This is a genomic window from Pseudoalteromonas sp. H71 (genome assembly GCF_001468485.1).
Classification (GTDB): domain Bacteria; phylum Pseudomonadota; class Gammaproteobacteria; order Enterobacterales; family Alteromonadaceae; genus Pseudoalteromonas.
The window spans coordinates 1-25,581 of record NZ_LODI01000013.1; the positions used below are offsets into that span (position 1 = coordinate 1).

General features: G+C 38.9%; 22 protein-coding genes. 11 read left to right on the forward strand and 11 right to left on the reverse strand.

All coding sequences use genetic code 11. From position 1 onward, the window contains the following. The first annotated feature begins 11 nt into the window (after positions 1–11). Together ATS71_RS07540 and ATS71_RS07545 are read left to right on the forward strand one after the other, a co-directional pair. On the forward strand, positions 12–539 hold the full coding sequence (locus ATS71_RS07540; protein WP_058404467.1) for a VC2046/SO_2500 family protein: 528 nt from the start codon (positions 12–14) through the stop codon (positions 537–539). Positions 540–733: 194 nt separating this feature from the next. After that, on the forward strand, positions 734–1,036 hold the full coding sequence (locus ATS71_RS07545) for a DUF6172 family protein (protein WP_058404273.1): 303 nt from the start codon (positions 734–736) through the stop codon (positions 1,034–1,036). A 316-nt stretch (positions 1,037–1,352) separates the two neighbouring features. On the opposite strand, the gene ATS71_RS07550 is transcribed toward ATS71_RS07545, so the two are convergent. The 3 genes from ATS71_RS07550 to ATS71_RS07560 all read right to left on the reverse strand — a co-directional run bounded on the left by ATS71_RS07550 (position 1,353) and on the right by ATS71_RS07560 (position 3,050). Further along, positions 1,353–1,832 (reverse strand): YchJ family protein, encoded by a 480-nt coding sequence (locus tag ATS71_RS07550; protein ID WP_058404274.1) that lies wholly within the window; start codon positions 1,830–1,832, stop codon positions 1,353–1,355. 30 nt (positions 1,833–1,862) lie between these two features. After that, positions 1,863–2,306, reverse strand: a complete 444-nt coding sequence (locus ATS71_RS07555; protein WP_058404275.1) for a SulA-like leucine-rich domain-containing protein — start codon at positions 2,304–2,306, stop codon at positions 1,863–1,865. A 288-nt stretch (positions 2,307–2,594) separates the two neighbouring features. Then, positions 2,595–3,050 carry a tetratricopeptide repeat protein gene (locus tag ATS71_RS07560; RefSeq protein ID WP_058404276.1) on the reverse strand — a complete coding sequence of 152 codons (456 nt, stop codon included), beginning with the start codon at positions 3,048–3,050 and terminating at the stop codon, positions 2,595–2,597. 119 nt (positions 3,051–3,169) lie between these two features. On the opposite strand from ATS71_RS07560, the gene ATS71_RS07565 reads away from it, so the two are divergent. Further along, entirely contained in the window at positions 3,170–4,462 is a 1,293-nt protein-coding gene (locus ATS71_RS07565) for an NCS2 family permease (RefSeq protein WP_171034634.1), read from the forward strand. Between the two features lie 151 nt (positions 4,463–4,613). Here the strand turns inward: ATS71_RS07565 and ATS71_RS07570 are convergent, their stop codons facing one another. Next, a complete protein-coding gene (locus ATS71_RS07570) occupies positions 4,614–5,372 on the reverse strand; it encodes a hypothetical protein (protein WP_058404277.1) in 759 nt (252 codons plus the stop codon). A gap of 293 nt (positions 5,373–5,665) precedes the next feature. On the opposite strand from ATS71_RS07570, the gene cysB reads away from it, so the two are divergent. Next, complete coding sequence (gene cysB / locus ATS71_RS07575) at positions 5,666–6,643, forward strand: HTH-type transcriptional regulator CysB (protein ID WP_006792362.1); 978 nt, start codon at positions 5,666–5,668, stop codon at positions 6,641–6,643. A gap of 65 nt (positions 6,644–6,708) precedes the next feature. Here cysB and ATS71_RS07580 read toward each other — a convergent pair whose 3' ends face one another. The 3 genes from ATS71_RS07580 to pabB form a co-directional block, all read right to left on the reverse strand. Further along, entirely contained in the window at positions 6,709–8,085 is a 1,377-nt protein-coding gene (locus ATS71_RS07580; protein ID WP_058404278.1) for an L-serine ammonia-lyase, read from the reverse strand. A gap of 101 nt (positions 8,086–8,186) precedes the next feature. Beyond that, on the reverse strand, positions 8,187–8,762 hold the full coding sequence (locus tag ATS71_RS07585; protein ID WP_058404279.1) for an NUDIX hydrolase: 576 nt from the start codon (positions 8,760–8,762) through the stop codon (positions 8,187–8,189). A 2-nt stretch (positions 8,763–8,764) separates the two neighbouring features. Continuing rightward, entirely contained in the window at positions 8,765–10,114 is a 1,350-nt protein-coding gene (gene pabB / locus ATS71_RS07590) for an aminodeoxychorismate synthase component I (protein ID WP_058404280.1), read from the reverse strand. A gap of 169 nt (positions 10,115–10,283) precedes the next feature. Between pabB and ATS71_RS07595 the strand changes: the two genes are divergently transcribed. The 5 genes from ATS71_RS07595 to ATS71_RS07615 all read left to right on the forward strand — a co-directional run bounded on the left by ATS71_RS07595 (position 10,284) and on the right by ATS71_RS07615 (position 18,256). Further along, entirely contained in the window at positions 10,284–11,810 is a 1,527-nt protein-coding gene (locus ATS71_RS07595) for a fumarate hydratase (RefSeq protein WP_058404281.1), read from the forward strand. Between the two features lie 424 nt (positions 11,811–12,234). After that, positions 12,235–13,275, forward strand: coding sequence for a Leu/Phe/Val dehydrogenase (locus tag ATS71_RS07600; RefSeq protein WP_058404282.1), 1,041 nt, complete (start codon positions 12,235–12,237; stop codon positions 13,273–13,275). Positions 13,276–13,403: 128 nt separating this feature from the next. Next, positions 13,404–14,042: a CatA-like O-acetyltransferase gene (locus ATS71_RS07605; protein ID WP_082653609.1), complete on the forward strand. Its 639-nt coding sequence runs from the start codon at positions 13,404–13,406 to the stop codon at positions 14,040–14,042. 104 nt (positions 14,043–14,146) lie between these two features. Further along, positions 14,147–14,971: a M90 family metallopeptidase gene (locus tag ATS71_RS07610; protein WP_058404284.1), complete on the forward strand. Its 825-nt coding sequence runs from the start codon at positions 14,147–14,149 to the stop codon at positions 14,969–14,971. 99 nt (positions 14,972–15,070) lie between these two features. Then, on the forward strand, positions 15,071–18,256 hold the full coding sequence (locus ATS71_RS07615; protein ID WP_058404285.1) for an amidohydrolase family protein: 3,186 nt from the start codon (positions 15,071–15,073) through the stop codon (positions 18,254–18,256). A gap of 279 nt (positions 18,257–18,535) precedes the next feature. On the opposite strand, the gene ATS71_RS07620 is transcribed toward ATS71_RS07615, so the two are convergent. Beyond that, positions 18,536–18,904, reverse strand: coding sequence for a hypothetical protein (locus tag ATS71_RS07620; protein ID WP_058404286.1), 369 nt, complete (start codon positions 18,902–18,904; stop codon positions 18,536–18,538). 150 nt (positions 18,905–19,054) lie between these two features. Here ATS71_RS07620 and ATS71_RS07625 point away from each other — a divergent pair, with 150 nt between their 5' ends. Then, positions 19,055–19,807, forward strand: coding sequence for a Nif3-like dinuclear metal center hexameric protein (locus tag ATS71_RS07625; protein WP_058404287.1), 753 nt, complete (start codon positions 19,055–19,057; stop codon positions 19,805–19,807). A gap of 244 nt (positions 19,808–20,051) precedes the next feature. Continuing rightward, the gene (locus ATS71_RS07630; protein ID WP_058404288.1) at positions 20,052–20,630 is read left to right on the forward strand and encodes a DedA family protein; all 579 of its coding nucleotides are present in this window, start codon (positions 20,052–20,054) and stop codon (positions 20,628–20,630) included. 143 nt (positions 20,631–20,773) lie between these two features. Here ATS71_RS07630 and ATS71_RS07635 read toward each other — a convergent pair whose 3' ends face one another. The 3 genes from ATS71_RS07635 to ATS71_RS07645 all read right to left on the reverse strand — a co-directional run bounded on the left by ATS71_RS07635 (position 20,774) and on the right by ATS71_RS07645 (position 25,479). Beyond that, positions 20,774–21,538, reverse strand: a complete 765-nt coding sequence (locus ATS71_RS07635) for a YdcF family protein (RefSeq protein WP_235591440.1) — start codon at positions 21,536–21,538, stop codon at positions 20,774–20,776. A 53-nt stretch (positions 21,539–21,591) separates the two neighbouring features. Then, positions 21,592–22,479, reverse strand: coding sequence for a LysR substrate-binding domain-containing protein (locus ATS71_RS07640; RefSeq protein ID WP_058404289.1), 888 nt, complete (start codon positions 22,477–22,479; stop codon positions 21,592–21,594). A gap of 630 nt (positions 22,480–23,109) precedes the next feature. Further along, positions 23,110–25,479 carry a bifunctional diguanylate cyclase/phosphodiesterase gene (locus ATS71_RS07645; RefSeq protein ID WP_058404290.1) on the reverse strand — a complete coding sequence of 790 codons (2,370 nt, stop codon included), beginning with the start codon at positions 25,477–25,479 and terminating at the stop codon, positions 23,110–23,112. Positions 25,480–25,581 lie beyond the last annotated feature (102 nt).

Consider the following 25,581-nt stretch of genomic DNA (forward strand, 5'->3'; position numbering starts at 1 on the left):
GGCTAAAGTCTATGCAAATCGATGATTTGTTAATCACAGAGCGGCAATTAAGTACTCGGTTAAACCAAAGTGTACATGCAGACCGCCGTGGTGAATTTTCATTGCTGCTGGCAATGCTTTCACAAGATGCTTTAGATTTTAGTCAATTTCATTTACCCAAAACTGAAACTGAAGATACAACCGCAGATGAAGCGCAGTTAAGAGATCAATTAGGGGCAGGACCAAAGCAACCATTAGCGCCCAGTGAATTTAATATGCTAATAGGCCAACTTAATGCACATCGCTTGAGCTTGGTAGGTGAAAATAAAGGTATGGCCGATATAAAACTAAACCAGTGTTTAAACCCCGAGCCTTTTTCGATTAGAGATGACGTAAATCACATACCCCTGACCATTATAGATAATTGTGAACTTGCTGTGCGCAGGCGAATACAAAAAAACGAAATTGAAATAGATAATCCGAAGATGGATGTAGCAGGCTTTTATAATGTATTAACAGACGTAAATCAGCGAGAACCATTACATTTGACGATGGCATAATTTACGTTGCCATAAATAATTTCCAACCATTATCGCCATCATTGATAAGATTTTATGGTGACACCAAAGCCCAATTGACTAAAATTTGATTTAATGTAAAAAAAGCATCCAAAAATTAAATGCAATTGCTATAATGGCTATAAATGGTATGACATGAATGCCGTTATCATTAAACCAAGGTAATTAGGAACGTAATGAAGAAAACATTCACGCTAAATCACGAGAAAATCAAATACCCTCGTATGGTTGATGCTGCGAAGCATGAAGTGAAAAAATATTTGAAAAGAGAGCGCAACAAAACTCTACCAGAAGATGCAGATTATTGGGCGTTTGACTGTAAGTTCGGTAAAACGGCCGAAGATGCTCAAGTGGTTCATGTGGCTGAAATCAGCAACTGCATTAGCGATATTGAAAAGCAAGAATTAACGTCTTTCTACTTAGAAATATTAGCGAGACCTGCACAGCGCCAACAGTTAGACCTTGATAACGACGAGTAATAATTAGTTTTGTGCATATCAAACTATTTAAATGGGCCCATTGGCCCATTTTTTATGCCTATAGATTACATTCAACCTTTATGCTTTTAAACCAATGCAAAACATTACATATCGTTTTAAGACGTTAACTTTTTTATTGTTAGTAATACTACTTTTAACACCAGTATAAGCCACTCAATGAATGGAATTAGTATTAAACCTTACGAGTTATAAAGGGAGTTATATTTATAAATATTGCTAAGGCTTTACATTAAATGGTTGTGATTGAATAGCTATTAAGTGAGGTGCCCAGTGCACTTTAATTAAAAGATGATTTTTATGCGCTATGGCATTTTTTATATTTTTTGTTACTACCACATGGGCAATCATCATTTCTGCCCACTTTGATATCAGCTACTGGAAATATAATACCATCGAGGTATCGCCACTGGTCTTGCTCTTTAATAAATTGAGACCGCTCGTGTAATTCACAGTAAAGATTTTGATAAAAGTAGTTTGCCTTGAACTCAACAACTCCTCTATCTCCATCATTGTTTGTATCAATAACAGATAAGCTTATAAATCGACAACTAGTTGCAAACTCTTTAATTTCTTTGACAGGGTTTTCTGCTTGTTTCTCACTCGCATAAGTTTGGTATATATATTTAGCATTTTTTTGTGCGTAAGCTGTAAATCGAGAGCGCATTAACTGCTCGGGTGTGTCTGCTTGTTTATCACCTGATAATAGTGGTTCACAGCAGTTTTTGTAATTCTGTTGACTACCACACAGGCAAGCGTTGTTATCTAATGAGTTCATAAAATTAATAAAAAAATTTAAAACGTTAGTTTAACAAGCTTGCTTTAAAGAAGGTACATCAATAACGTTAGAATTTTTAGTAAAACAATACAACTTCGTTGTTGTCTTATTTAAATCAAGAGATAAATCAGCTAACAGTTGGTTGTTCAACATGTCTGTCCACGTAATTACTGCTGCAAAATTACCGTTATAAAGTGCGCTGCGTAATACATACTCTAAATTCACTAGATGTTTTTGCCTAATAACCAATAATTTACTTGTATCTATTGAGCATGAATCAAGTAAAGCCTTGCTAGGAACATGATCCGGTGCGATTAACAAAGTCCATGCACTTAAGCTGTTGTATTGGTGTAACACCTTTAAAAGCTCAAATGTCGCAGAAATCTCATCTTCAATTTGAATAACATTTACACAATCAGATAGTTCGTCTTGCTGATAGCTCTTTACTGTTCTTACGGTTATAGGCTGTAACATGATATCTCGCTCACTGGGTTTATATACAGTACATGTATACAGTAGTTTATACAGTGTTATGGCGCAAGTGTTTTTTTGCTATTTTTTTATACAAATTCAGAATTTATTTTAAAAAATATTAGAAATAATATTTATCTTATTGATATTTATTGTTTTTTATTTTATCGAAATGCCCGTGTGTGAGTGTTTTTCGTACAGGGTGAAAGATTTTTTCATGGGTTTTTAAATATAAAGTATAGATCAGTACTGTATACAGTATCTTGAGGGGCTCAGTTTTGGAGGCTCTGGCTAAGGTGCGGAGGGAATTAAATGGGCATACTGTAACTGATGAATTTGTTCATATAGACTTGCGGCATAACATTGAGCATCTTTAAAACGTTTTGTTTCTATATATTTTCTTAAATCGGCAAGCGCAACCGTAGCAGGCTCATGACCTTGGGTGCTCGACAAACTTAGCCATGCAACTCCATGAAATACGCTTTGTGGAACGCCTTGGCCTTTTACAAAAAATAAGCCTAAATAAAATTGCCCACGATGATCACCAGACATTGCCGATAAACGCATCCATTTTGCAGCGAGGGCAGGCTGGCTATTTTTTAAATAATAGAGTGCCTTATTAAGCGTAGTTTGTTGAGAGCTATCACTTTCAGGAGGCGAACTAGTATCACTTGGTTGTGTCACAAAAGACAAAATGTTGTCTAATTGCTGTTCTAAATCCTGACCGGTTGGTGTTGTTTTTATCATATGCTGTCATTCGGTATAGTTAATTACTTCAATAGTTTAGTATATCGCAAGGTAAAATGTCCTGAAAAATATACTTTTTATGATAAAATCTTGCTACTTTTTATTGTTGTAAGTTCATTATGCTCGAAGCTTTATTTAAAATTAACGAAAATGGGTCCACGGTTCGCCGAGAATGCGTTGCGGGGATGACTACTTTTATCACTATGGTTTACATTGTATTTGTGAATCCGGCCATGTTAGCAGAAGCAGGAATGGATCAAGGGGCTGCTTTTGTTGCTACTTGTATAGCTGCTGCAATCGGTTGTTTTATTATGGGGTTGTGGGCCAATTATCCATTAGCCTTAGCGCCTGGTATGGGGTTAAACGCCTTTTTTACTTACGGCGTTGTATTAGGTATGGGATACACGTGGCAAGCTGCGTTGGGCGCAGTATTTATGTCGGGCTGTATCTTTTTATTGTTAAGTTTATTTAAGGTTAGAGAATGGATAATAAATGCCATTCCTTTAGTGTTAAAGCGGGCTATTGCGACAGGTATTGGTGCGTTTTTGGCCTTAATTGCCCTTAAAAATGCTGGGATTATTGTGGCAAGTCCTGCTACATTTGTGCAGTTGGGAGACATAACATCTCCGGGACCGCTACTGGCTATATTCAGTTTTTTTATTATTGCGGCATTGTTATATCGTGATTTTAAAAGTGGGGTTTTGATCAGCATATTATTGGTCACTGCTATCTCACTTGGTTTAGGTTTAGTTGAATACCAAGGAATTATCGCAGCCCCTCCTTCAATCCTACCTACTTTTATGCAATTGGATTTTGCTGCAGCTTTAGAACTTTCAATGCTTAGCGTTATTTTTGCATTTTTGTTTGTCGATTTGTTTGATACGTCGGGCACGCTTGTTGCTGTAACTCAAAAGGCTGGTCTTGCAGATGAAAAAGGAAACATGCCACGTTTAGGGCGTGCCCTCAGTGCTGATAGCTCAGCCACTATTGCAGGTGCAATGTTAGGTACTTCAACGACTACATCTTATATAGAGTCAGTTGCGGGTGTATCTGTTGGCGGACGTACAGGCTTAACTGCAGTTGTAGTTGGCTGCTGCTTTTTACTTATGATGTTTTTTGCGCCGTTAGCTAATATGGTACCGGCTTATGCAACAGCGGGCGCAATTTTGTATGTTGCTGTACTGATGCTACAAAACCTTAAGTTTGTAGATTGGGATGATATGACAGACGCAATTCCCGTCGCCGTTGTACTGTTGATGACTCCGCTTACGTTTTCAATTGCCCATGGTATTGCACTTGGTTTTATTTCATACACGGCGGTTAAGCTACTTTGTGGTAAACGCAGCGACATAACAATTAGCGTGTGGATATTAACTGCGTTATTCATCGTTAAATTCGCGTTTTTATCGTAAGTATTAAATTTCTATTTTGATAGATAACTATCAGTGATGTTTAGTTATGTATTTCTGTTGAAGTGTTCAAATTTCGGTTATAAAAGTTAATATAATATAAAAAGCCCATACAATGTATGGGCTTTTTATATTATTCAGTGGAAAGCAGCTGTTACCATTTCTTTTTTGGGGCAAACAGCACATCTAAATCGTCTTGTTCTTGCTCGTTTTTCTTTTTTAGAGCGCTTGCGTTAGACGCTTTTAGCTCAACGCTAATTTCCTCAAGGTAACGTTCTACTTCTTGACGTTTGGCATTTACATATTCGTCTGAATAAGGCACTGCACTAAGCGTTGCATAGGCTTTTTCAAAATATTGTCTAGCAGAGCCAACCATACTAGCAGAACGTGCCGAAATACCTCGTTTAATTTGGCTTTCAATATTTATTTTGAGTTGTAGCTTTTCAAGCTGTTTGTCTTCACCAGTAAAAACCTGGCTATTAATACGCCCTTTGCTGTGTTCAGAGCGTAGTATTACACGTAGTTTTTTTATGCCCTGAATTAACGCAACCAGTTGTTTATCGTTGCTTGGTAACGCCATTGAGTCGCTGTTAGTTCCTTGAACAGGATTAGAAAGGTGCTGTTTCATTTCCTCTAAACGGCTTTTTAATGCTTTTGAAGTTGGAGAATGAGTAACCATTGTTTTTAGTGCTTCAGCAATTCGGCTTTGTAATACTCTAATAACGTTTTCAGATAACGGAATATTAGCCTGATTCATCAATGCTTCTTCAGTTTCTTCTATGATCGCCTTTTGTTTAGTGAGTTCTTTTCGGCGCTCATTTTCTTGTTTTTCTTTGTGTTGCTGAACAGCACTTACCCAAAGTGCAATCACAACCAAAGCAACTATAAGGACAATTATAATAGACACGATCATGGTGTAATTCTCGGATTCATAACCTAATTTTTTAATCTTACATTAAATATAAGCTATCGGGGTAGTTTTGCGCGAATTAACTTTAAATTAGGTAAATTAACTGTTGTTAAATATGCGGACTATGAGATTAATTCGTCTAATCATGGCTACCTCAAGTATATTTATTATGCTAGCCTTGAGCACCACTTCGATAAATGCACGCTATATGCTTAATCAACGCTTCCAGTAAAACTGATTTAGCTTTATAGAATTTGCCTTTATTTATAATAAATTACAACGTTAAAAATGCAGCCATGAAATTACAACAACTCAGATACATCGTAGAAGTACAAAATCACAAATTAAATGTTTCAGCCACCGCTGAGAGTTTATTTACCTCACAGCCTGGTATTTCTAAACAAGTGCGTATGTTAGAAGATGAGTTAGGTGTTCAAATTTTTGGGCGAAGTGGCAAGCATTTAACGCATGTAACCAGTGCTGGTGAAGATATTATAAATATCTCGCGTGAGATACTTTCAAAGGTAGAGGGTATAAAAGCCGTCGCAAACGAACACACATTACCAGATCAAGGTAAACTCAATATAGCAACAACGCATACACAGGCACGTTATGCTTTACCAAGTGTTATTCAAGGGTTTATGAAAAAATACCCTGCAGTATCACTTCATATGCATCAAGGCACACCGCAACAAATATCTGATGCTGCGGCAAGGGGCGATGCCGATTTTGCCATTGCAACTGAAGCGCTTCATTTATATTCAGATTTAGTTATGCTGCCTTGTTATCATTGGAACCGAAGTATTGTTGTTGCTAAAGATCATCCTTTAGCTAAAAAAGCTAATAGTTTAACGGTAGCAGATATTGCCGAATACCCGCTAATTACGTATGTATTTGGTTTTACGGGGCGTTCTGAATTAGACAAAGCATTTAGCGCCCATGGGTTAGAACCGCATATTGTATTCACCGCGACTGATGCGGATGTAATTAAAACCTATGTACGTTTGGGGCTCGGCGTTGGGGTAGTGGCTTCAATGGCAATTGATGAAATTACTGATACTGATTTAGTGTGTATTGATGCAAGTCATTTATTTGAAGCAAGCACCACTAAAATTGGTTTTAGAAAGGGCAGCTTTTTACGTACTTATATGTATGACTTTATCGAACGCTTTGCACCGCACTTAACTAAAGAACGCGTTGAGCGTGCAAGTTTATTGCGCAATCAAGATGATGTAGATAAGTTATTTGAAGATATAGAGCTACCTGTAAAGTAGCGCTGAATCTGAAAACAAAAAAACCGGCTATTTTTAAATAGCCGGTTTTTTTGTTTAGGGGTGGCCTAACACTCAATAATGTTAACGGCTAAACCCCCTCGTGCAGTTTCTTTGTATTTTGTTTTCATATCATTACCTGTTTCAAGCATGGTTTTTATTACTTTATCAAGTGATACCTTTTGCTCGCCACTACCACGAATGGCCAATCGAGACGCATTGATAGCTTTTATCGCTCCCATCGCATTGCGTTCAATACAAGGAACTTGCACTAAGCCGCCGACGGGGTCACATGTCAAACCCAGATTATGCTCCATGCCTATTTCTGCTGCGTTTTCAACTTGTACAACATTACCGCCCACAATTTCAGTCAATGCTCCGGCGGCCATTGAACAAGCAACCCCCACTTCACCTTGGCAACCCACTTCGGCGCCAGAAATAGACGCATTCTTTTTATATAAAATACCAATTGCAGCGGCTGTTAGTAAGTAACGCGTGGCAATGTCACGATCTACTTCTTTTACAAATGTGTGATAATACATAAGCACAGCGGGTAGGATGCCAGCAGCACCATTAGTGGGGGCTGTTACCACTCGTCCACCGGCGGCATTTTCTTCATTAACGGCAAGTGCAAATAAGTCGACCCAATCCATTGCTCTGAGTGGATCGTTGCTCACTTCGATATTCAGTTTTAAGTATAGGCTGGGGGCACGTCGTTTTACTTTTAAACCGCCAGGTAAAATTCCTTCAGTACGCATTCCGCGCTCAATACATGCTTTCATTACTTGCCAAATATGAAATAACTCATCTTTTATAGCGCCTTCGGTTCGAAGTGTGCGTTCGTTTTTCATCATTAAGCTTGACACACTTAGGCCAGAATCTTTACACATTTCAAGTAGTTCTTTTGCGCTACTAAAAGGGTAGGGTGCTGGGTTTTCTTCTCTAATATCGAGCGCTGCTTGTTTTTCGTTTTCAAATTCTTCGTCGGTAACAATAAACCCGCCACCGATAGAGTAGTAGACTTTGCTGTAAAGCTTTTCACCATTATTTGAAGCAATAATCTCCATTGCATTAGAATGCTTTGGGAGCGTTTTACGACGATGAAACACAATAGCACCTTGCTTAGGAAAGTTGGCTTTGTGTGTTTGGTTTAAATAAATAACTTGTTCTTGTTCGATAGTTAATAAAATATCATCGACTAAATCGGCATCGATTGTTTCTGGGTCATAGCCTGCTAAGCCAAGTACAACCGCTTTGCCAGAACCATGGCCTATACCTGTTTGCCCTAATGATCCATATAGCTCTACTTTTATATCGGTAACACTTTTTAATAGCTGTTTTTCATGGAGCTCATTAACAAATAAGCGTGATGCGCGCATTGGGCCGACGGTGTGTGATGACGAAGGGCCAATACCAATGCTAAACATATCAAATGCACTGATCATAGTGTGTGTCTCTTATTAATTTACTCAGCCCGAGGCTGCTCTTTGAACGGTCGAGCATAATAACGCGGAATTGTTAGCATGTAACTATTATTAACGAAGATTTAAACTGGTAAGGCGAGTTGTTTTGTAAAGTTTTTTATAATGCTAGCGGTTGCTCCCCATAGTAACCCGTGGGGGGTAACAAATCCTTGCAGGATAATTTCTTTACCAAAACGTTGAAATGGCAAAGGTTGCCAGTTAGCTTCATTACTTAACTCACCTACAGAAAGTAAAAAGCTGGCTTGCACTTCATTATGATCGTTTATCCACTGCGTATTTTTATTCAAAACACATACGTAGGGACGAATACTAAACCCAGTCAAAGTAGCGTACTCTGGTAAATTGCCAAGGATATTGACATCTTTTTGCGCAATGTTTAATTCTTCTTTCAATTCACGTAGTGCCGTTGTGCGAAGAGTTTTGTCATTCGCTTCAAACTTACCACCGGGTAAGCAAATCTCACCTGGGTGATGATGTAGATAGGTAGGGCGCTTACACAGTAAAATATGTGCATGCCCGGCTACATCAATAATAGGCAGCATAACAGCACTGGCACGTTTATTTCGAGAATCTTTTATTTGATTTGGCGCAGCTGTTGGGCTTAATTGAAAACGTGTTTTAATGAAGTCGCTATTCAAGATCACCAACTCTCTAATAAAGGTAGAATTTTATTTACTTTATCGTATGTCTCTTGGTATTCCAATTCGACTTTAGAATCAGCCACGATTCCGCCGCCTGCCCAACAGTATATATGCTGCTCATAACAAACTAAGGTACGAATAGTAATACTGGTATCCATATTACCGCAGGCACTTAAGTAACCAATAGAGCCACAGTAAACACTGCGTTGGTGGGGTTCTAGCTCCTCTATAATTTCCATAGCGCGTATTTTGGGTGCCCCTGTAATGGATCCCCCAGGAAAAGCGGCTTCGAGTTGATCAACGGCTGTTTTATTCATATCAAGTTCGGCGGTTACTGTACTTACTAAATGATGCACGGCCGGAAAACTTTCAATTGCAAATAAAGAAGGCACTTTTACACTGCCAGGTTTGGCAACTTTACCTAAGTCGTTACGAAGTAAATCTACAATCATCACGTTTTCTGCGCGGTCTTTGGGTGAGTTTGCAAGTTTTAACGCTTGTGCATTATCTTCGCGAGCTTCTGCTTTACGTGCAAGTGTCCCTTTTATTGGTTTAGTTTCTACAATATTGTCTTGAATTGATATAAAACGTTCAGGCGAAATAGACAAAATAGCGCCTGCAGGATGATTAATAAAGCTTGAAAAAGGCGCTTTATTAGCCTCGCGCAATTTAACATACGCTGACCAAGGGTTACCGCTATATTGGGCTTTAAAGCGCTGCGCTAAATTAATTTGATAGCAATCACCGCTTTTTAAATAGTCTTCAATTACTGCAAACTTTTTGGCGTATTGGGCTTGGCTCATATTAGAAAGCCAATCAGACGTTAACTCAAACTTTGCATCATTAGGAGTCGATGCTAGATAGTGTTCGTAAAGCGAGAGTCTCTCAACATCAGGTTGTGAAACATAAAACCAAGTATTTTGCTGTCTATCAAAAATAAGGGCATCTAAATAAAGGCCAACAGCCATTTGCGGTAAGTTTATATCTTGCTCTGCTAAGGTTGGCATTTTTTCAATTGTACGACCCAAGTCGTAGCCAAAATAACCTAGCCAGCCGCCGTTAAACGGCAAATCAAAAGGAGCTTTTGTGGCACTCAGTGTGCGCAAATGGATATTCATTATTTCAAAGCAGGTTAGCTCACTTGGTTCACCATTGAAGAACGTTTTGTTGTCGCTCACTTCAAGCAATTGAGCAGGTTCTATAGCAATTATGTCATAGCGACTATTTACATGGTCGCTATCAGCTGAATCGAGGAGTACGGCATGAGGCAGGTGAGAAAAATGCGAAAATACATCAATACAGTTTTGTGTTATTGATAATTTTACACAATTATTTTTATTGTTTAGCATTTACTACCCCTATAAGAACTGGCTCCAAACGGGCTGGGAGGGTATCATAAGTCAAATTTTTTTGGCAGCGTTTAGTATAAAATCAACGTTGTAATTAAAACAGTACAAACCGCCGTCACCGGTTTGGTATAGATTACGCTTAAGCGTAAAGCTAACTTAAGGAACCATTATGAGTACAATCCGTCAGCAAGACTTTATTGATAGCATTGAAGATGCATTGCAATATATTTCGTTCTACCACCCACTTGATTTTGTTCAAGCTTTAGAAAAAGCTTATAACAAAGAACAAAGTAAAGCTGCTAAAGATGCCATCGCCCAAATTTTAATCAACTCGCGCATGTCGGCTGAGGGCAAGCGTCCGCTTTGTCAAGATACAGGTATTATTACGTGTTTTGTAAAAGTGGGTATGGATGTTAAGTGGGATAATACAGACTTAACAGTTCAACAAATGGTTGATGAAGGTACTCGTCGTGCGTATTTGAATCCAGATAACCCACTTCGCGCTTCTATTGTTGCAGATCCTGCTGGTACTCGTAAAAACACAAAAGATAATACACCTTCAGTTGTTCACATCGATTTGGTTGCTGGTGGCGAAGTAGAAGTCATGGTTGCAGCAAAAGGCGGCGGCTCAGAAAACAAAAGTAAAATGGTTATGCTAAATCCATCAGACGATGTAGCCGAATGGGTTGAAAAAACATTACCTACAATGGGGGCTGGTTGGTGCCCGCCAGGCATGCTGGGTATAGGTATTGGTGGCACAGCAGAAAAAGCAGCCGTAATGGCTAAAGAGTCATTGATGGATCCTGTTGATATCCACGAGCTTATGGAGCGTGGAGCAGAAACGACAGAAGAAAAGCTGCGCCTAGAAATATTTGAACGTGCAAATAAACTCGGTATTGGTGCACAAGGTTTAGGTGGTTTAACAACGGTTGTTGACATAAAAATTAAAACCGCACCAACGCATGCTGCATCAAAACCTGTGGTTATGATCCCTAACTGTGCGGCAACGCGTCATGTGCACTTTACTTTAGATGGGTCGGGTCCTGCTGACTTAAAAGCGCCAAAGCTTGAAGATTGGCCTGAAGTCACGTTTGAAGTAGGCGAAGGCACACGTCGTGTTAATTTAGATACGCTGACGAAAGATGATGTTCAAGAGTGGAAAATGGGCGAAACCGTTTTGCTGTCAGGTACTATTTTAACGGGCCGAGATGCAGCACACAAACGCTTGCAAGATATGATCAATTCAGGTGAAGGTTTACCTGAAGGTGTAGATTTTGATAATAAATTTATTTACTACGTAGGCCCAGTTGACGCTGTGGGTGACGAAGCAGTAGGCCCTGCTGGCCCAACTACAGCAACACGTATGGATAAATTTACCGATATGATGCTAGAAAAAACCGGCATTGTTGGCATGATTGGTAAAGCTGAGCGCGGTCCTGCAACGGTTGAATCAATCAAGGAGCATAAATCAGTTTACCTTATGGCAGTAGGTGGCGCAGCGTACTTAGTTTCCAAAGCAATTAAAAAAGCGCGTGTAGTTGCGTTTGAAGATTTAGGTATGGAAGCTATTTACGAGTTTGAAGTAGAAGATATGCCTGTCACGGTTGCTGTAGATAGCGACGGTGCAAATGCGCATACGCAAGGTCCAGCAATTTGGAAAGCTAAAATTGCTGAACTGGATAGCAAGTTAAAGTAGTTGTTATCATAGATTTCAAAGCGAGCCATGTGCTCGCTTTTTTATTTTAAATCAACCGGTGATGACTAAAAACAGATCTTACCAGTTGTGTGTTAACTGTTTAGCTAAATTAAAAGCAATGTATAACAATAGTTTACGTGTTAATAACGGGTGTATTAAAAACTTTACGAATAAATTCATGGTGACGCGAACGTAAACGTAAAGGGGGAAGTGTGATGCTTTTTTAGTTTTAACATGTGGTTTTATAATTCATTTTGAATTTTTTAGTTGTTAATTTGTTATATTTTAACTATTTAATTTAAGCACTTGGTGTTTGTTAGCTTTATCATCTTGATATGTGGCGAACACCATCTTGAAGTGATAAAGTCTCGACAATTTCCAGCGCGTACACCCTCTCACGGGTCAATTTTTCGGAGTATTTTTAGTGGCTGTGTTTAATCAAGTTGAATTTGATAATCATGAACAAGTAGTTTTTTGTTCGGACAAAGAGTCAGGTTTAAAAGCAATTATTGCTGTGCATAGTACCAAGTTGGGTCCTGCCGTTGGTGGATGTAGAATGTGGGATTACGCTGAAGATGAAGACGCAGTTTATGATGTTTTGCGCTTATCAAAAGGCATGACATACAAAAATGCAGTGGCGCGACTTCCTTTTGGTGGGGGCAAATCTGTAATTATTGGTAACGCCAAAGAAATTAAATCAGAACAACTTTTTCGTGCTTTTGGTCGCCAACTAGAGCGTTTAAACGGTAGTTACTACTCAGCAGAAGACGTCAATATTACGTGTGCCGACGTTGCTTTAATGAACAAAGAAACAAATTACGTACTTGGTCTTGAAGGCAAAAGCGGAAATCCATCTCCCTTTACTGCATACGGCACTTTTTTAGGTATTAAAGCTGCGCTACAGCATCAACGCGGTCACCAAGATTTCTCGGGTATAAAAGTAGCAGTACAAGGTTTAGGGGCTGTTGCTTACGGCTTGTGTAAGCACTTAGCCAATGCAGGTGCGCAGTTGTTTGTAACCGATATAAATCAGGTTGCAATTGATCGTGTTGTTAACGATTTTGGCGCAACAGCTGTTGGTATTGATGACATTTATGACTTAGACGTAGACGTTTATGCGCCCTGTGCATTAGGCGCAACCATAAACGATGACACTATACCGCGTATTAAAGCAACCATTATTGCTGGTTGTGCTAATAATCAGTTAGCCCAATCTCGTCATGGTGAAATTATACGTGAAAAAGGCATTTTGTATGCGCCAGATTACGTTATAAACGCAGGTGGTATTATTAATGTTTATTACGAAACTGCGCCAGAAGGTTATACTGTTGAGGCTTCTAATAAACACGTTGAGGGTATTTTTAATACACTAACAGAAATTTTTGCACGCAGCGAAAAAGAGCAAAAGTCGACGCATTTAATAGCAGATGAACTCGCTCAAGAAATTATAGAAAAAGGACTTTAAATTTAATTCAGCAAAAAAAGAGGGACGCAACTGCGTCCTTCTTTTTGTTATTAATGCTATTTTTATGAAACAACGGTACACTTTATCTTTAATTAAGTGTGGTACGTATAATGACGTTAACTTCGAATATGCAGCCTATAGACCTTGATAGCTGGCCTCGTAAACAACACTTTGAGTTATTTAAAAACTTCACTCAGCCTTACTTTAATGTGTGTGTTCAACTAGATGCAAAAACACTCTTTAGCTATTGTAAAGCGCAGCGCATTTCATTTTTTCAGGCTTATGTTTATTGCACATTAAAAGCATGCCATGCGTACGAACCGATAATGTTGCGCATCATTAAACAAACACCTTGGTTACTTACAAGCACTCGCGCAAGTGTTGTAGAGCTTGATGAGGAAGAGTGTTTTATATTTAGTTACTTTGACTATATGGGCTCTTTTAAAGAGTTTTCAGCCCATAGCGAAAAAGTAAGCAAACAAGCTAAGTCAAACCCGCTATTTAGCGACGCATTTGCAAACACAGAGGGGCAGGCTGACTTAATTCATATATCTGTTTTACCTTGGCTAAATTTTAGCGCTTTTTCACATGCATTTAGCGAAGGGCAAAGTTTAGGGATCCCTAAGTTTGTATTTGGCCAGTACAATAAACACAGTGGCGCGATGCCACTTGCTATTGATGTGCATCATTCTCTAATGGACGGCCTGCACGTCGCTCGCTTTATTAAAATATTACAAACTGAAATTGATAGTTTTAAGTGTCTTTAGGGTTGGTAATATAAGCGCTAAAAATCGTTAAATTTATTATGCCTGTTGAAAACCCATAGCATTGGACCTATTTATAGAAACATAAGCAGGATTAAGGTGTTGCCATGATAAATGGATTGTTAATTAGCGTTTTGGTGTTGTTTGTAGTGATATTTTGGCAATGGCCTTCTATTCAAGCCTACCTTTGGCGCAATAAGTATCAACCTATGGGTTTAAGCTCTCAGCAAAAAGATATTTTACTGCGCTGTATGCCTATCTACCGAAAAATGACAGATGCTGACAGAGCCAAACTTGAGAGACATATTGTTTGGTTTTTAAATGAAAAACGCTTTGTTGGCTGCGATGGATTAAAACTCACACCTGCGATGAAACTTATCGTAGCTGCTGATGCCTGTGTGCTCGTGCTCAATAAGCCGTGGCCACTTTATACCAATGTAAAAGAAATATTATTGTACCCAAGTGCTTACTACGCACCACAAACCACGCGTGATAGTGCCGGTTTAGTAAGCTATCATAATACGGTGAGGCAAGGTGAATCTTGGCCAGGAGGTACGCTAGTATTAAGCTGGCATGATGTACTTGAAGGAAGCCGTTTACCCAGTGATGGGCACAACTTAGTGTTTCATGAATTCGCTCATCAGTTAGATCAGGAAACAGGTAAAACAACCGGTACGCCACTTTTAAAAAGCTCGGCTGATTATAAAGAGTGGGGCAGAGTATTTAGTCGTGCCTTTACGCAGTTAAAAAGTCATGTAGCGTATAGCATGCCTCATGTTATTCATAGCTATGGCGCCACAAACGAGGCCGAATTTTTTGCGGTGATCACCGAAACCTTTATCGAAAAACCTACAGAGCTGCGACGCTACGATCCAGAAATTTATAGACTGCTGGTTAACTACTACCAATTTGACCCTATTTCTTGGCATTAAACGTAATAAACTGCGCTTTATCAAATAACGCTGGTAACTTTTGGTTGTTTTTGTTGCAGGCGGTTAAAACACACAGCAACAATAATAAGTGAGAAAGTTATGAAGAAATTGCTGCATACGGCGTTGGCTTTGTCAGTGTCATTAGCCCTTGGGCAAGCATATGCTGAATCGACCGATAAAAAAGATGAAAAAAAATGGCAAGTAGATTCTCCTAAAGGGCAATTTGTTGACGCTAAAATTAGCGTAGAGCAAGGCACATGGATGAATATTGATATCAGCCCAGATGGAAAAACCATTGTGTTTGATTTACTTGGTGATATATACACAATGCCAATGAGTGGCGGTACTGCTAAACAATTAACTTCAGATATAGCATGGCAAATGCAGCCTCGCTTTAGTCCCGACGGTAAACACATTGCGTTTACTTCAGATCAAGGTGGCGGCGACAATATTTGGGTTATGGATTTAAACGGTGAAAACCAAAGTGCAGTAACTAACGAAACGTTTAGACTATTAAACAGCCCAGCATGGAGCCCCGATGGTGATTTTTTAGTTGCCCGTAAACACTTTACGGCAAGTCGTTCTCTCGGTGCTGGTGAAGTATGGCTATACCATAAAGCGGGTGGTAAAGGCATTCAACTCACTAAGCGCGAGAACGATCAAAAAGACTTAGGTGAGCCAATGTTTTCACCTGATGGGCGTTATGTGTATTTTTCTCATGATGCTACACCGGGTAAAACATTTCACTATTCAAAAGATTCTGTAGCGGGTATTTATAAAATTAAACGCTATGACCGAGAAGCAGGTGAAATAGAAACAATTATTGACGGTATGGGCGGCGCAATTAGACCAACCCCGTCACCTGACGGAAAAACGCTTGCTTATATTAAGCGGGACGACTTTCAAACTAGTTTGTATCTTTATGATTTAACGACAGGTGAGCACACTCAGCTTTACAATAAGCTCGAGCGCGATATGCAAGAAACATGGGCAATTCACGGTGTTTATCCAACCATTGCCTGGACACCCGATAATAAAGAATTGGTATTTTGGGCAGGCGGTAAAATTCAATCCGTTGACGTGACAAACAAATCAGTCAGCCCAATTGCATTTAAAGTAGAAACCACTAAAAAAATTCAACCAGCACTTCGTTTTACTCAAAATTTAGACACTGATGAATTTGACGTAAAAATGCTGCGTAATGTACAAGTAAGCCCCGACGGTGAGACCGCTATTTTCGAAGCGTTAGGTTATATTTATAAACGCGATTTAGAATCTGGAAAAATTAAGCGCTTAACAAAACAAACGGATCATTTCGAATTATTTCCGCAGTATTCTCGCGATGGTAAAAAAATAGTTTACACCACGTGGAACGATGAAAAGCAAGGCCAAGTTCGTGTTGTATCTTCTCGTAGTGGTCGAGGCGACACGATTACACAAGAGCCTGGCAAGTATGTAGAGCCAACGTTTAGCCCTAATGGTAAAACGGTTGTTTATCGCAAAGCCAGCGGTGGCAGTATTTTAAATCCTAAATGGTCATTAAACCCGGGTGTTTACAGCGTTAGCGCAAAAGGCGGCAAAAGTGAATTAATTTCAAAAAGTGGATACCAACCACAATTTGGAGCTAATAACGAGCATGTTTATTTAATGAGCCCATGGCCAAAACCTTCGCTAAGTGTTGTTGAATTAGAAAGTAAAAAAGTATCAAAACTTTATGAATCTGAGCATGCCACTGAATTTAGAGTGTCTCCAGATGGGCAATATATCGCTTTTGCTGAGCGATTTAAAGTGTATGTAACCCCATTAGTTGAAAGCGGAAAAGCTATAAATATTGGGCCTAAAGACAGTAAATTCCCGATAGAGCAGTTATCTGTTCGTGCTGGTGAAAGTATTAGCTGGAGTACCGATAGCAGCAAACTTTATTGGTCATTAGGCCCTGAGCTTTATCATGCAAGTTTAAACGGTGTGTTTGCGATTAACAGTAAAAGCGAGGCTGATTTTAAAGTAAAAAGTGGCGAAAACATCGGTTTTAGTAAAAAAATGAATGAGCCAAAAGGCATGTTCGCTTTAACTGGCGGTAAAATTATTACTATGGATGGTGACAAAGTCATTGAAAATGGTGTAATAATTACTGATGGCAAGCATATAAAAGCCGTAGGCTCAGCCTCTGAGATAAACATACCTAAAGATGCTGAAGTAGTTGATGTTACTGGCAAAACTATTATGCCGGGTATTGTTGATGCCCATGCTCATGGTTCTCAAGGTAGCAGTGAGATAATTCCTCAGCAAAACTGGAAGAACTTTGCAGGTTTAGCCTTAGGTGTTACCACTATTCACGACCCTTCAAACGACACCACTGAAATATTTACTGCCAGTGAAATGCAAAAAGCAGGGATGATTGTTGGTCCGCGTATTTTTTCTACTGGTACTATTTTGTATGGGGCGAATATGCCGGGTTATACCTCGCATATTGATTCTTTAGAAGATGCTAAATTTCACTTAGAGCGTTTAAAGAAAGTAGGTGCGTTTAGTGTTAAATCATACAATCAACCCCGTCGTGAGCAGCGACAACAAGTAGTTGAAGCAGGCCGTGAACTTGAAATGATGGTCGTGCCAGAAGGCGGCTCGTTATTACAGCACAATTTGAGTATGGTTGTTGATGGACACACAGGTATTGAACATTCAATTCCTGTAGAAAACATATACGATGATATTAAACAACTATGGTCGCAAAGTGATGTGGGATATACACCAACGCTTGTTGTTGCCTATGGTGGCATATGGGGTGAAAACTATTGGTATGATAAAACTGACGTGTGGAACCATCCACGTTTAAGTAAATTTGTACCTAAAAATCAGCTGTTACCGCGTTCTATGCGTCGTGTTAAAGCACCCGATCACCACTACAATCATTTTAACAACGCACGTGTGTCGGCTGAGCTACAAGACTTAGGTGTATTAGTTAACTTGGGTGCTCACGGCCAACGTGAAGGGTTAGGTGCACACTGGGAGATGTGGATGTTTGCCCAAGGCGGTATGACGCCTCTTGAGGCCATACGCGCATCAACACTCGATCCAGCTAAATATTTAGGCCTGAATAAAGACATAGGTTCACTTGAAGTAGGTAAACTGGCTGACTTAATGGTAATTGATGGCGATCCGCTAATTGATATTCGCAGCTCTGATAAAGTCGAGTATACAATGATTAATGGTCGTTTATTTAATGCAGAAACGATGAATGAAGTCGGTAAAAAAGCACGCCAACCGCTTTATTTTGAAAAGTAACAACTCAAATTAACTTTGTTGAAAAGCGGCTTTAATGCCGCTTTTTTATTTTATGGATTATACCAATCTGTAATAATACTTTATCATTTTTCGGTGCTAAGCGTGTCGTTACCTGCGTGAAAATTCTCATTTAAAGCAAGTGAATAGCAAATTTCTCGTTGCTATTAACACGTTTTTTCAGCCTCAAAATAGATCATTTAATTAAGCGAAATTGGTATTGCAAAGAGCAGGCATAAAAAAACCGCTTAACGCGGTTTCTTTTAAAATCATTAATGTTGATTAAACAACACCGCGCGGTAGGCGACAGTCATGATCTTTACGCGCTAGGATTACAATCCACAATTCTTCAGCGGTGTAACCTTCTTCACTTTGTGTAACAACAGTGAACGGCGCTTTTTTCTGAGCAGTAACAGGTGCAGCTTTTTTGGTTTTAGTTTTTTTAGCGGGCGCTTTGTCAGCAGCTGCCGGTGTGGCTTTACCACTGCTTAATTCTTTAGTTAGCTCAGCTACGTCAGCTAGGCGTAAGTTTTTTCCGCCATCGATGCTGTACCAGCCTGGTTTAGTTGTAATTTCAGGTTTTTTACCATTGGCAGCTTCATACGCTGCTTCAAAGGCAGATAGTACTTCTGTTTTGTCTAGTTTGCTCATCAGAGACCCTATACGTTGTGAACACAGATAAAGAGAAGGTATTTATACCTATTTTGAATCAGTTTTTCAATTTTTTGCGATTTTCCTTCCATTTTTAAGCAATAAACGCCAAAATTTGCACAAAATTCAGTGCAAAGTAAGGTTACACGTATGCAACGTCAAGAATTTAACCAGTTATTAAATGACATTTTAAAGCCTCATAGTATTAAAGATTTTTGCCCAAATGGACTACAAGTCGAGGGTAAAAATGAAATTAAAAAAATTGTTACCGGAGTGACAGCAAGCCAAGCTTTAATTGACGCTGCAATTGATGAACAAGCAGACGCTATTTTGGTTCATCATGGTTATTTTTGGAAAGGTGAGTCTCAGCCTATTACCGGAATGAAAAAGCGAAGAATAGCCGCTTTATTGGCTAACGACATTAATTTATTTGCGTATCATCTTCCTTTAGATATTCACCCAGAGATTGGTAATAATGCGCAACTTGCAAAACTATTAGATATTGAAATACAAACAGGCCTTGAACCTGTGGCTAACAGTGTTGCAATGAAAGGATACCTTAAAACACCACTCAATGGAGATGAATTTGCAGCTAGAATAGCTAAGGTGCTAAACCGAGCACCACTGACTAGCTTAGTTCGCACAAGTAAAATACACACCATTGCGCTGTGTACTGGTGGTGGCCAAGGTTATATTGATTTAGCTGCTGAGCAAGGTATTGATGCATATTTAACAGGTGAAGCGTCAGAGCAAACTATTCATAGTTCACGAGAACAAAATATTGATTTTTTTGCAGCAGGGCATCATGCAACTGAGCGCTACGGTATCAAAGCACTGGGTGAGCTGCTTGCCAAGGAGTACGGTTTTGAAGTGAGTTTTATTGATATTGATAACCCTGTGTAAACTAAAACAAGAATGGTTCAATAGTTTGCTCGTGCTGTTCTAGCAAACTTTATCTATTTATTTTAAAACTGGTGTGAGTAGAGCTACGACGCTGTTTCGGCTTTACACATACGTTATTTGAATATCGGCCAATTAAATGGCTCTGTTATAAGTTAAGCTGTTTTACTCCTAATAACGATCTTTTAAATTACCCAATTCGTTATATATCACTGGTTTTATAAAAAATGACTTTATAAGGATAACAATGGAAGGGGTTTTGGCTCTACTCGAGCAGTACGGCTTATTTGTTTATCTGTTACTCTTTGGCTATTGTGCATTGAAAAGTGGCTGGCTGCCTTTATTTGCAGGCTACGCTGCTCACACAGGTGCGCTTGATATTAATTTAGTTATTGTAGCTACTTTTATGGGCGGCTACGTGGGTGATGAAATACGGTTTGCCCTAGCAAGAGCCTACGGTACTTCATGGCTAGAAAAACCAAACAAAATAGGTCAGCTATTTAAAACAGCAAGCGCGCTCGCAAATCGTTATGGCCTGGCTTACATATTTTTATACCGATACCCCAAAGGTTTGCGCACAATAGGGGCACTCCCGATAGGGTTAACCAACATATCTTGGCGCCTATTTAGCACCTTAAATGCTTGTTCAGCTTTTTTATGGGTCACTATTTTAGTCGGTGGAGGGTATACTTTTGGAGCAGCTTTTGAGTCTTTAGGTGTAGAGAACTTAACTGCGCTGAGTATATTACTGTTAGGCGTGTTTTTAGTCGTATTTTATCGGCTTTGGACTAAACACTCATTAGTAAGCACTGATACAGTGAAATAATGTTAGTGTTTGAAAATAAATCTAGCTAAGACGTTACTCACATAATTACTGTATTGATATTTGAGTTTGCTTCTCTCAAGCGGCAAACATTAAGCGCAAGCCAGTCAAACTTGCGCGTTAAAAGCTGCCCGATAGCACGGTATTTAAAGTGCCTCAGGGTCTAACCATCGACGTACTGCTATCCACGCAGTTCCTATCATTTCATGGCAGTATTGCGTTACAGCTAGTAATGCTTGAGCATTTGGAACGAACTGTTTATGAAGAGGAAACGCGGCAAAATTGTGAAAGTCAGTTGCTGCAGGAATGCTTGTTATACCTTCTACTGAAAACAAGCTTTGGGCTCTGGGCATATGCAATACCGAAGTTACTAACGCTACTTTAAAATCAACTAATTTTGGCGCAAGCAGCGCAGCTTCTTGTGCTGTGTCCATGGCATATGGATTTTGTATAAGCCTATTTTTATCGATGCCTAAGTCAATGGCAGTTTGATGCATCAAACTGCTGTTAGTAATATTCTCATAACCGCCGCCAGAAACAATAAGCTGCGATTTTGGGTAGTGTTTGGCCAATTTGACCCCTTCAACCAGACGGGTAAGTGCGCAATTACCTAATTGATTATTGGCACTTAATGCAGGATTGGGATTTATATCGCAGCCCAGCACAACAATCTTGTCTAATTCTGGATGTTTTGATGGGTGAAAAGAAAGAGTTGCTGGCTCGTTGTTTTTTAAAATCAGGTTAGCAACAAACGGTGTACTTATTGCCAACAATGTTGAAAGACCTAAACATGCAATTACTAGAGAAAATTTGCGGCCTTTGAATGCTGAAAACAAAGCGAGAAGTGTAAAAAGACCAAGCAAAGGGAGTGGCATAAGCAAGCTACCAACTAACTTTTTTAAAGCGAACATAATGAGCAACATAAAAGCAATAATTAAAGTAATGTTACTCACTAATGAATGATTTATCGACCGTTATTTAGTTTGCATGTATTTAAAAAGTGACGATATACGGGGTTGTCTTTCATGTCTTTTTTCATTGCTAAGTACATTGGGCGAGTTAAACCAAGTGCACCCAGTGGAATCGATTTTATCAGTCCTTGGCTTTCGTATGGTGTAACCAACCAATCAGGTAATGCTGCTACTCCCATTCCAGCGCTCACTAGCTGAAAAATTAATAAGCCTTGATCAACATTTTTAAGTGTGCCGTCAAAGCGGGCGTTTTGAATAAAGTGCTTAAATATATCTTGGCGCTCACGCGGAATAGGGTATGAAATAATGGTTTCGCTTTTTAAATCAAGTGCGGTTACATACGCTTTTTTAGCTAAATCGTGATCAGGTGCAACAATTAACTTTAACTTAAAGTCGAATAAATGAGCATACTCTAGCTTATCGGGTTCACGGATGTCTGATGTTAGCACTAAGTCTAATTCATCGTTCAGTAAATCTGGAATAGCGTCGTAACTAAAACCACGTTCATAATCAATTTTTATATCTGGCCAAAAGTTATTAAAATCTTTGATTGTTGGAAGTAGCCAGTGAAAACACGCATGGCATTCAACGCTTAGTCGTAATTGTGAAATTGGCTGATTTAAACTTTCTTTTAAACGGCACTTTGTGGCTTCAATTTTAGGTAATATCTCATGGGCTAATTCAAGCAATAACATTCCTTGTGGCGTAAACCGAACAGGTTGTGTTTTACGTTCGAACAGTTGACAGTCTAGCTTGTTTTCCAAATCTTTAATTTGATGCGACAGCGCAGACTGAGTTAAAAATAATTCTCTCGCGGTATTAACTAAAGACCCTGTTTCTTTGAGAGTTGCAATAGTTTTTAAATGTTTTATGCCAATCATCTTTAAAAATTCTCATGAAAAAATTGAGCGGTACTTATTGTTATTTAATACTACGCCTAAATAAAAAACGTTTCAACGTCTAGACGTCCAAAAGCTGCTAATAATTATACTTTCTTTAATTAAAAATTTTACTTTTAGCGTAAACTGCTAGATTAAAGCTGGTTTTTTATTGTTTGTATTAATTTACTTCATGATGAAAAGTTAATGTGTCTGTTTTAAAAAATTTTTAGCTGCTTTAGGTCTGTTAATCTTTCAAGGTTGAATTTGCAGCAGCCTGTATGGTACTTGGCAAGGCAGAGCCTATGTAGTGTGGTTGTTTTCCATAAATTAGCGTTAACGTAGTAATAATGCCAAACAGGTTCAGCCTAAAGCGCTCTGCCTAAAGTTTATTTACGCTTTTTTGCTTAGATGGCTGAAGGAAAGGGGGCGTGAACAGGACGCGAAAGCTTTGCTTAGCTTTTACTTATCCTTAAATAAATGTAAGCCAATAAAATAACGCAGGGGCAAGTTATCGAGCCCGCTAGGTTTCAAACCCCAAAGGTCCTCTAGCTTGAACAAGCTTTAATACATAAAGACCTACATCACCTAGCTGCTAGGCTTAATATCTATCGGTGATATTATGTATTGAGGCTAAAGTGGTTTATTAATTAGTAATATAGCTTCATGTGCGGTAACTGGCTTTGATTTTAAGTAACCTTGTCCGTATTCACAGTGCGTAGCTTGTAAAGTTTCTAACTGTCCAATAGTCTCAATGCCTTCAGCAACAACTTCAAGTTTTAACGACTTAGCGAGTGACAAAATAGCCTCAACCAGAGGGTTTGTTGAATCTTGTACGTGGTCAATAAAGCTTTTATCTATCTTCAGAATATGAATTGGCAGCTGATGTAAGTAGCCTAGTGCAGAGTAACCTGTTCCAAAATCATCAAGACACAGTTTTACTTTAAGCGGCGAGAGCCCTTCAATGATTTGTGTGGCAAGCTCTAAGTTTTCTATTAATCCAGACTCTGTTATTTCTAAGCACAAAGACCCTAATGGCAACTGGTATTTGTTATAAATAGCATGGATTTGAGCTACAAAATCTAGGCTTGCAAAATGACGCGATGATACATTCACAGTGACTTTTAAAAAACGGTGTCCTTGTTGATGCCATTTTGAAATATGCTGTGCGGCTAAATCGAGTAGATGTAAATCGAGGTTAATTATTTGGCCTGTTTTTTCTGCGATAGGAATAAAGTCATTGGGAGAAACAAATCCTTTTTTAGGATGGTGCCAACGAACAAGTGCCTCAAAGCCAATAACGTGGCTTTCTAAAATAGTAAAAATGGGCTGAAAATAGAGCTCAAATTCATTTTGTTCAATACCAAGTTGTAAATCATTTTCGATGTCGGCGTGGGTTTTGAGTTTTTTTCTCATTGTATTGTTGAAAAATTTAACTTGCCCACGCCCTGTTGATTTAGCCTCGTACATAGCAGCATCTGCTTGTTGCAATAAGAGGTAGGCTTTATCGTCAACGTTATCGGTATAGGCAATCCCTATACTGGTTGAGGCTTGCAATAAATGGCCATCAACATTTATTGGTTGAGAGAGCGCTTCTTGTATACGGTTGAGCGCTTCTTTGACTTGATTACGATGAGTTATGTTTTCCATTAAAATAGCAAACTCGTCGCCACCCAAACGTGAGAAAGTATCAGTGTTGCGAACGGTGCCTTTTATCAATTCACAAATTTTAATTAAAAAATGGTCGCCAACTTCGTGGCCGAGCGCGTCATTAATGCTTTTAAATCGATCAAAGTCTAAATAAAGTAGGGCATGAACAGTGCCTTTTTTTACACGCGTTAAGCGTAAAATTGCATGCTTAATTCTTTCTATCAGTAAAGAGCGATTAGCAAGCCCTGTTAATCCATCATGTAAAGCTTTGTGTTCAAGCTCCTGCCTAGCCAACTGTCTATCAATTGCCATGCTTATTTGCCTACTCACGTAGGTAAGCAGTGAACTATCGTGTTCATTATAATGATGTGCTTCATGGTAACTTTGCACAACAATTACCCCACTCATACGTTCATTGGCTTTAAATGGTACGCCTAACCAGGATTCAGCCTGGCGACCAATTAATTTGAAATTACCTTGCTCGATATGATCAATATAGTCTTGTTTTGTTAACAACATGGCTTGATCTGTTTGCAATAGAAAGTAAGACGCGGTGTCTTTAAGCTGCTCTTTGGAGATTTTTTGATGTGTGTTTGTTTGTATTCCGGCTTCAACAATGTAAACAATATCGAGAATGTCGATTTGCTTATCGTATAGCCCAATAAAAAAGTTATCGGCTCGTAATAAGCTATTAATAATAGTGTGTAAAGATTCAAAAAATGTATCTAAGTCACTGGCTTTATAGGTTAAGTTAGCTATTTGAAGAAGACTGTTTTCAAGCTTTTGTGCATCGTTCAATTGTTCTACAGTCGATTGAAGGCTGTTGACAATGTTGACTTGGTTTATTTTAGCGCTTAAAAGATGTGCCACTGTTGTTAATATTTCGAGGTGCGCATTAGTAAAATAGTTCATAGCCGGGTGTTCACAATCAATAACACCTAGAATACGGTCTTTATGTACTAGAGGCACGCAAAGCTCTGATTGAGCAGGGCGTTCGTCTGCAATATAGCGGCTATCTTTTGTGACATCGCCCAGAATTATTGCCTTTTTTGTGGTTGCTACAAACCCTGATATACCTTCATTAAAATTGATTACTTTACGTTGGGCTTTGTATTTGTATCTTTGGCGATCGACTCCCATAGACGCAACAAGGATTAGCTTAGACGCAGAGTCATCAGCGAGGTAAATAACACAGTCAACAAATCCAAGACGATTCACAACTTGAGTCGTTACATATTCAAATAGCTCATCTAATGTGTCGAGTTGTAATAGGCTTGATGAAAACTGATTTATGATACTGAGTTGATCTGTTTTTAATTCAAGCGCTTTAGAGGTATCGATATCGTTCGACATAGGTAAATTATTTATTCTTTTTATACACACATAACTACGTTAACCTAATATTAACGCTTCTACAAAATAAAACGATAAACGTTTTAACAAAGCTGTAAATAA